Annotated in this window: 9 protein-coding genes; 4 read left to right on the top strand and 5 right to left on the bottom strand. The window is 61.1% G+C overall.

What is annotated here, in order from left to right; all coding sequences use genetic code 11:
• On the top strand, nucleotides 1–777 hold a 777-nt coding region (locus ACP5J3_RS09200; RefSeq protein WP_428495418.1), incomplete at its 5' end, for an aldo/keto reductase.
• Here the strand turns inward: ACP5J3_RS09200 and ACP5J3_RS09195 are convergent.
• Both ACP5J3_RS09195 and ACP5J3_RS09190 read right to left on the bottom strand, forming a co-directional pair.
• A complete protein-coding gene (locus tag ACP5J3_RS09195; protein WP_428495417.1) occupies nucleotides 731–1,297 on the bottom strand; it encodes a DUF996 domain-containing protein in 567 nt (188 codons plus the stop codon). The genes ACP5J3_RS09200 and ACP5J3_RS09195 overlap by 47 nt on opposite strands.
• 29 nt (nucleotides 1,298–1,326) lie before the next feature.
• A complete protein-coding gene (locus tag ACP5J3_RS09190) occupies nucleotides 1,327–1,728 on the bottom strand; it encodes a hypothetical protein (protein ID WP_428495416.1) in 402 nt (133 codons plus the stop codon).
• Nucleotides 1,729–1,799: 71 nt separating this feature from the next.
• On the opposite strand from ACP5J3_RS09190, the gene ACP5J3_RS09185 reads away from it, so the two are divergent.
• Both ACP5J3_RS09185 and ACP5J3_RS09180 read left to right on the top strand, forming a co-directional pair.
• Entirely contained in the window at nucleotides 1,800–2,966 is a 1,167-nt protein-coding gene (locus tag ACP5J3_RS09185) for an FAD-dependent oxidoreductase (protein ID WP_428495415.1), read from the top strand.
• 203 nt (nucleotides 2,967–3,169) lie between these two features.
• Nucleotides 3,170–3,676: a PaREP1 family protein gene (locus ACP5J3_RS09180; protein WP_428495414.1), complete on the top strand. Its 507-nt coding sequence runs from the start codon at nucleotides 3,170–3,172 to the stop codon at nucleotides 3,674–3,676.
• Here the strand turns inward: ACP5J3_RS09180 and ACP5J3_RS09175 are convergent.
• The gene (locus ACP5J3_RS09175) at nucleotides 3,673–5,022 is read right to left on the bottom strand and encodes a DUF4349 domain-containing protein (RefSeq protein WP_428495413.1); all 1,350 of its coding nucleotides are present in this window, start codon (nucleotides 5,020–5,022) and stop codon (nucleotides 3,673–3,675) included. The two genes, ACP5J3_RS09180 and ACP5J3_RS09175, sit on opposite strands and share 4 nt — an antisense overlap.
• 48 nt (nucleotides 5,023–5,070) lie before the next feature.
• Nucleotides 5,071–6,474 (bottom strand): V-type ATP synthase subunit B, encoded by a 1,404-nt coding sequence (locus tag ACP5J3_RS09170; RefSeq protein WP_428495412.1) that lies wholly within the window; start codon nucleotides 6,472–6,474, stop codon nucleotides 5,071–5,073.
• Between the two features lie 45 nt (nucleotides 6,475–6,519).
• Here ACP5J3_RS09170 and ACP5J3_RS09165 point away from each other — a divergent pair, with 45 nt between their 5' ends.
• A complete protein-coding gene (locus tag ACP5J3_RS09165) occupies nucleotides 6,520–7,374 on the top strand; it encodes an NAD(P)-dependent oxidoreductase (RefSeq protein WP_428495411.1) in 855 nt (284 codons plus the stop codon).
• Here the strand turns inward: ACP5J3_RS09165 and ACP5J3_RS09160 are convergent.
• Nucleotides 7,368–7,656: hypothetical protein (locus ACP5J3_RS09160; protein ID WP_428495410.1), on the bottom strand; the 289-nt coding region annotated here is incomplete at its 5' end. The genes ACP5J3_RS09165 and ACP5J3_RS09160 overlap by 7 nt on opposite strands.

The raw sequence follows: 7,656 nt of genomic DNA, 5'->3' as shown, positions 1-7,656 counted from the left end.
GGAAGGGGGAGGAGCGAGGCTTTGCTGGGGGAGTGGCTGAGGGGGCACGACGAGGTCATCTCGACTAAGGTTGGGTACAACTTCTACGGCGGGGGGAGGCCGGCGAGGAGGTTTGACCCCCAGTACCTTGAGGTGGCTGTGTCGCGGTCGGCGGAGAGGCTTGGGAGGAGGCCGAGTATACTAATGCTCCACAACCCCCCGGCGGGGGCCGTTAGGGAGGTGGCTGGATATGTTCTGTCTAGGCGCGGGGTTTGGGCGGATTACGTAGGGGCCGCGCTGGGGCCTGAGGTGGACGTGCTGGAGGAGGGCCTCGCGGCGCTGGGGGCCGGGCTCGACGCGTTGATGTTTGTGTTTAACATCTTGGAGCAGGAGCCGGGGCTTGAGCTCATTAGGCGGGGGGCCGGGAGGATTCTCCTGGCTAGGGTGCCCCACGCCAGCGACGTCTTGACAGACCGCTTCAAGCCGGAGTTCCCGCCGGAGGACCACAGGTCGCTGAGGCCGAGGGAGTGGCTGGTGAAGGCAAGGCGGCTGGTGGAGGCGGAGATAGCCCCCCTCGCTAGGGAGCTGGGCCTCTCCCTGGGGCAGTACGCAGTTAAGTTCGTCCTCTCCTTCCCCGTCACCAGCGTGGTGGTTACCGCCACCTCTCTGGAGGAGCTGGAGGAGTACGCCTCGGCGTCTGACGGCAAGCCTCTCCCCAGGGACCACCTGGAGAGGATTGGGGAGTTTTGGGCTAAGTATAGGGAGGCTTTGCGGGGCCCTCCGCCTGCCTCGGCTTGAGCTCAAACGCCCCTATTATTGCGAAGATCAGCCCTATTATGTATATCAAAATGCCGACGAGTACCACGTAGGTCAAGGCCCCTATCCACACAAAAGTCGCCGCTTTCTGGAAATTGTCGGAGCCGGTTACCTCGTGGAGGGCTCTGTATGCCCTCCTCTCGAAGTAAGTGGCAACCACCTTTATGAGCCACACCAATACCCAGATCCCGACGGCGATAAACACGATTCCGTAGAGATCTTTGGGTAGTGCCCACGGCGCGTAGATGGCGGTGTGTATAAACCAGCCCACCAGCGCCACCGCGGCTATTACCACTCCCACGATGGCTGTTATGTAGGCGTATAGGAGGTTGTTGAAGATGTCGCGGCGGTTGTAGTAGTCGGCGAGGCCGTGGGCGCCGACCAGTGCCAGGACTGCGCCGACCAGCATGACGGCCCCAAGATCTCCCAGCCAGGTAAAGGAGCCTATGATCTGCAGAATAAGCCCGACGCCGAAGAGTATTTTAGCAGTTTCAAAATCCATAGCTAATGCAGACGCCTAGTATATAAGCTTTACTTTACCAGATCCAGGGCGAATTTGGTAATGGCCCAGGGGTCCCAGCTCCCCGTGGGCATGTGGGGCCTGCCCCGGGGCATCTCCACCGCCTCCACGGCATCTCTGGGCCCCAGCGCGGCGCATATGGCCTCCGCGGCCCCGGCGGCTGAGTAGGCAAGTGCGTCTCTAATCTGGCTTGTCTTTGCGAGGAACACCAGCGCTGATATGTTTGGATTCTTCGCCGGGCCTTTCCAGTGGTAGGCGTAGTACAGCGCCTGCGCCAGCTCCAGCCAGTGGGCCACGGCTTGGGGCTTGACGCAGATCGCCACGGCGCCGCGGGACTCGACTTCTATCTTCTCCGGAGGCTTGTCGAAGACCACCAGCTCCAGCCGGAGGCAGAGGTCCTCGGCGCAGATCACGTCCCCCCGGGAGCCCCGGGTTTTTATCGGTTTTTCTCAATGCTTAAAAATTACATTCGGATTCGGGTTCCATGAAGAAGGTGGTGGTAGTAGGTGGGGGGATCGCGGGGCTGACTGTCGCCAAGACGCTTCTAGATGGCAAGATGCAGGTCGAGATCACGGTGGTGAACAGCGCGCCTCACTACTTCGCCGGGCCCAGCAGGCCGCTTGTGCTCACAGGAGAGCAGTCGCTTGACCGCATTGTGAGGGGATACGAAGAGGTGTCGCGCAAGGGCGTGAAGGTGGTGGTGGGCACTGTGTACTCGGTTGACCCCGCAAACAGGAAGGTTAGGCTCGTGGGCGGCTACGTGTCCGACGGCGGCGTGAGGGAGCTTCAGTACGACTACCTAGTGGTGGCCCCCGGCGTGGCGCTAGACGGCTCCCAGATAACAGGCTACGACAAACACCGAGGCAACGTGCTTAACGTCTATGACCCCGGGAGGGTGAAGCTTCTGAGGGACAAGGTGTGGAGCGCCGAGAGGGGGACCGTGGTCGTGTACGCACCTAAGGCTCCGTATAGATGCGCCCCGGCGCCTACGGAAACCGCCCTGCTGATAGACGCCGTGCTGAGGCACAGGGGGGTGAGAGACAAGTTTAGGATTATCCACATAGACGCCAACGACAAGACCCAGCCTCCCGTCATCGCCGACGTCGTCGGAGAGATATACAAAAAACAGGGCGTTGAGCTTGTGACGAGCCAGGAGATTACCGAGATTGGGGAGAGCTACGTGGTGACTAGAAGCGGAGAGAAGTACCAATACGACATCTTGGCGATGCTCGAGCCCAACAGGGCGCCCAAGTTCGTGGCGGAGGCCGGCCTCGGGGGGCAGTGGGTAGAGGTCAGATCGCCCCAGGACCTGCGGCACCCCAAGTTCGACGACGTACTAGCGGCGGGGGACGCCGCCGGCCTGCCGTTTCCCAAAAACCAGGAAATCGCCTTCGAAAGCGCCCTCTTCGCCGCCAACAAGATACTAGAGATGGAAGGCCTCCAGCACAGAGCCAGCGTCCAGTACGCGTTCCTAGGCTGGGCCTACGTGGGCAACCCAGAGGGGGGGTTGCAGACCCTGTCAGTCATGTTCGGCCTAGACTTCACCACACAGCCACCCAAACCCTCCAAAGACCCGCAGCCGAAGCGTGAATACACCGAGCGCAAAGACGCCTGGGAGCAGAGCTACCTCAAAAACCTATTCGGCCACTAATCCACCCACAACCAGCCCCACTTTGTGATCACTCTCCTACGAGGGGGCTTTTTTAACTCAAAACCACAGCGTCTTGTAGAGTAGTGGAGTCAAGGGATGCATACAAGCATGGGGGAAACTCCATATCTAAGGAGAGACGCGGCCTACATCTTTATTACAGCCTACGCTTAAGTATTTAATAGGTGCTAGGCCTTAGAATACTTATGGAGTTCCCCCTGCTGGCTAAGCCGTGGAGGGACATAGAGAAGTACCGCGACGCTAGGTTGCGCGAGGCGCGGATAGAAATAGGTCTGGCGCTTGAGTTTCTAGAGGATGGGCTTCTTAGAAACGCCGCGGGTAAAGCCTTCCAGGCATGGAAAGCCTACCTAGCTGCGCAACTCGCCGAGAGGAGAGAGGCTTTAAAGAAGATCTACCCCGGCTCTAGGAGGATCAGAGTGGGGGAGGATGAGATCGAAGTGGAGGACGTCGATGTGGTTATCGCTCTGGTGCCCACTACCCATATGATAAAGCTCGCCGGAGTCGTAGGCGGCGACTCGGTGGAGTTCACTGTACTCGCCCTGAGCCTCCACCGCTACCAGTACAACGGCCCAGATCCGGAGGGCTTCTTTTCAGATATCCCCGACGACAGGTCAGCGGCCCTTCTCATCTGCCGCCTAGCCTCAAAGCTGGCGGGAAACTCAGAGCTCTACAAGAGGGTCTGCGGCGCCTAGCGGCCCCTCGCGCCTCTTTTTGCCAGCTTGTTGTAGGCGTAGTAGGCCCCGTAGGCCAGCGCCCCGACTGGCGCCAGCGCCAGCAACGCCGCCAGTAGCCACACAGCCACCGTCGTCATCGCCGACAGTCCAGCCCCCAGCGCGTCTGCCAGGGGGTTCGCGGGTCTACGCAGTGAAATTGTGAACTGGGACTCCGGGGCGTATGTGAGCTCCACCCTCCTGTCCACCAGCCTGCCGGGCAGAGACTTCTCCAGCCTCTCGACCTCTTCTGTAGGCACAGACAGCCACACCTCGCCGCTCTGCTGAGAGGCGTAGGCGGACCGCACCCTGCCCACCCCCAGCCCCGCTATGCTCCTCATGGCCTCCTCCACGTTGTCGACTTCTAAAACGAGGTGTATGGAGTAGGCCCTCTTCTTCTGCACAAAGTTGACGACGACGGTGGACGTGCCGGTCGCGGAGGGGGCGGAGGCGACTTTCCTCTCCACCACGGCGCCGGGGACCTGCGCCTCCAGCTGGGCGAGCTTCGTGGTGGCCACCACAGCCTCCACACGCCCCTCCCTGCCCGCGAACTGCATAGAGCTGATCCTGCCCGCCTTGGCCACGGCGTCTACAAACTTCCTCACGGCGTCCTCGACGTCCTCCACCTCCGCCGTCAGCGTCACGTGGTACGACACGCCCCCGCCCACGAGATGCACCACCACCGTGGCGTAGGCGATCCTCCCCGCAAGAGATCTGAGCTCAGCCTCGAGCTTCTCCACCTCTGACCTCACCCTCTTCAACTCCTGCTCCACCTTCAAAATCTCGTCTACGCTCTGCGCCCTCTGCAACAGTTCAAGCAACCGGCGCTCAGTGGCCTTCGTCGAGTTCAGCCGGGCCCGCAGATCGGTATACACCTCCCCCACCTCCTCCGCCTTTACTGAAAACTGGTCCACGGGGCCTATCTCCCTAACCATGGCGAGGAACTGATCCAGCCTATCGCTAGGCACCTTAACCGTGAGCCTAACCTCGCCCAGCCCACCCTCGCTCTCCGCCACGTATCCACCCACAGCCGCCACGGCCCTCCTCACAGCCGACTCAGCCCCCTCCAAATCCTGGACAATATGCCTAATGTACCCCTCCCTGACCTCTAGAGGACCCTTGAATTCAGACGGCGCAGGTGGAGTCAAGGTCTGAGGAGCGGCGCCGGACGCCATCGACAAGTCTGCAGACGGGGCGCCGCGCAAGTCAAGAGCCCTCGGCGCGCCCGACGTTAGTACGGCAGACGTCGTGCGGAGGTAGTAGCCAACAAAGAGGGAGATCGCGGCCGACGCCGCGATAATTATGAGGAATAGGGTTCTACCCCTCACATGCGTCGAGGAGCCCCCTACTTAAAAACGTGATGTACTCTCAGTACACTAAACCTGTACGCTCTCAAAGATGTGTCTGCGGTAGAACTTCTGGGTTATCTGCGGCCTGGCGTTGGTCAGCTCGTCCTCCGGCAGAATAGACATGACGTCCCAGCCTATGTCCAGCGTCTCCTCGAAGCTACGCCTCTCGTAGTACCCCTGTTTTATGAACTTCTGCTCGAAGGCGTCGGCGAAGCGGAGGTACCTGCGCTCCCTCCAGCCGAGGTTCCTCTCGCCCACCAACGTGGCGAGGTTTCTAATCTCGAGGGCTTTGGAGTAGGCCGCTATTAGGGTGTTGGCCACGTCTTTGTGGTCCTCTCTGGTCTTCCCCTCGCCGATTGCGTCCTTGGCGAGGCGGCTCAGCGACATGATGACGTCGAAGGGCGGGTATATCCCCTTGCCCCACATGGCGCGGCTGAGCACCAGCTGGCCCTCGGTTATGTAGCCGGTGAGGTCTGGAATGGGGTGGGTAATGTCGTCGTGAGGCATGGTCAAGATGGGGAACTGGGTCACCGAGCCCTTCCTCCCATGCGCCTTCCCAGCCCTCTCGTATATCGTCGCCAAGTCCGTGTACATGTAGCCGGGGTAGCCCCGCCTGCCGGGGAGCTCGCCGCGGCCCGAGGAAAGCTCCCTCAGCCCCTCGCAGTAGTTGGTCATATCCGTAATGACGACGAGGATGTGGTAGCCCAGTTGCCACGCGAGGTACTCCGCGATGGTGAGCCCCACGCGCGGGGCTAGGATGCGCTCCGCCACAGGGTCCGAGGCTAGGTTGAGGACGGCCACCGCCCTCCTGAGGGCTCCCGTCTTCCTAAACTCGTCCATGAAGAACAGGGCCTCCTCCGTCTTGATGCCGACGCCGACGAAGACGACGGCGAAGCCCTCCTCGCTCCCCCTAACCGTGGACTGCCTCACCACCTGCGCAGCCATTAGGTTGTGGGGGAGGCCTGTGCCGGAGAAAATCGGCAACTTCTGCCCCCTCACCAGGGTGTAGAGGCCGTCTATCGCTGAGATACCCGTCTCGATAGGCTCCTCCGGGTACTCCCGGGAGTAGGGGTTGAGAGGCTCCCCGTTTACGTCCCTGAAGTCCTCGGGCGGCGGCAGAGGCATGTGATCCCTCGGCTGGCCCTTGCCGTCGAGAATCCTCCCAATCAACTGCTCGGAGACGGGTATCTTAAGCGTCTTGCCGTAAAACCTCACCGTCGAGCCCTTCGCCGGGAGGCCCAAGGTGCCGCCGAGGACCTGGGCCACTGCGTAGTCCGTCCCCACCTCGATTACCTGGACCCTCCTCGGCTCACCGTCAGGCCCCACTACCTCGCCCACCTCGCCGTAGGCTACGCCTCTCGTCTTTTCAATAACTATAAGGGGGCCCTTCACCTCTCTCACAGTGGTGTAGGAAACTACCGGTGATAGCATAGTGGATAGGAAAAACTATTTTATATACATTTGCGCACCCCCTTCATGAGGGTTGGCGTCGTGGGGCTGGGAATCATGGGAGGGCCCATGGCCATGCATCTACACAAGGCGGGCCTCCTCGCCGCGGTTTACAACAGGACTAGGTCGAAGGCGGAGCCCTTCGAGAAGATGGGTGTGTACGTCGCCCAGTCGCCGGCAGACCTGGCGAGGAGGGTCGACGTGGTTATCGTAATGGTGTCCGACGCCCCGGACGTGGAACACGTCCTCTTCGGCCCCGGCGGCGTCGTGGAGGGCGCCCGGCCAGGCTTGGTTGTCGTGGACATGTCCACAAACTCGCCTGAGTGGGCGCGGCGGTTTGCCGAGAGGCTGGCCCGCCTCGGGGTGGAGTTTCTGGACGCCCCGGTCACCGGCGGCCAGAAGGGCGCTGTTGAGGGCACCTTGACTATTATGGTGGGGGGCAGTGAGGAGTTGTTTAAGAGGCTTCTCCCGGTTTTCCAAGCCTTCGGCAGAAACATTGTCTACGTCGGCCCGGTGGGGTACGGCCAGGCAATGAAGCTGGTGAACCAGGTGGTCGTCGCGCTGAACACCGTGGCCATGGTGGAGGGGCTCAGGCTGGCCAAGGCCCTCGGCCTAGACATGGAGAAGGTGGCGCAGGTTTTGACGGGCGGGGCGGCGAGGTCCGGCTCCATAGAGCTCTACCTGCCGAAACTGCTGAGGGGCGACCTCTCGCCGGGTTTCAAAGCCGCCCACCTAAAGAAGGACCTGGGCTACGTAATGGAATTTGCGAATAAGACAAATCTCCCGCTCCCCGCCACCGCCCTGGCCCTTGAGCTTTATAAAAAGATGGTGGAGAGGGGACTCGGGGAGCTGGGTATACACGCCCTGGGGGAGATCTACTGAGGGGGGCCGCCTCTGCTGATTTTGTACACCCCCTCCTCAACCTTTTTCAAGAGGAATACTCCCCTCTCGGTCTTTACGGCTATCTGCCGCGGCCACCCCGACGCGTCTATCTCCACGTGGAGAAACCCCGCTTCTCTAAACATATCCTCCACCTCTCTCCTCGGCAGGTCCTCCGGTATCAACACCGCGTAGCTGAACACCCCCGCCTTCACCAACTGCGCAAGCTCCCTCCTGTCCTCCGGCTCCGTAATGTCGTAGAAGGACCTCGGCTCCACGGCCTCT

The organism is Pyrobaculum sp., assembly GCF_049971835.1.
Lineage (GTDB): Archaea > Thermoproteota > Thermoprotei > Thermoproteales > Thermoproteaceae > Pyrobaculum.
The sequence above is the reverse complement of the archived record's forward strand: the minus strand, read 5'-3'. Positions and strand labels throughout refer to the sequence as shown.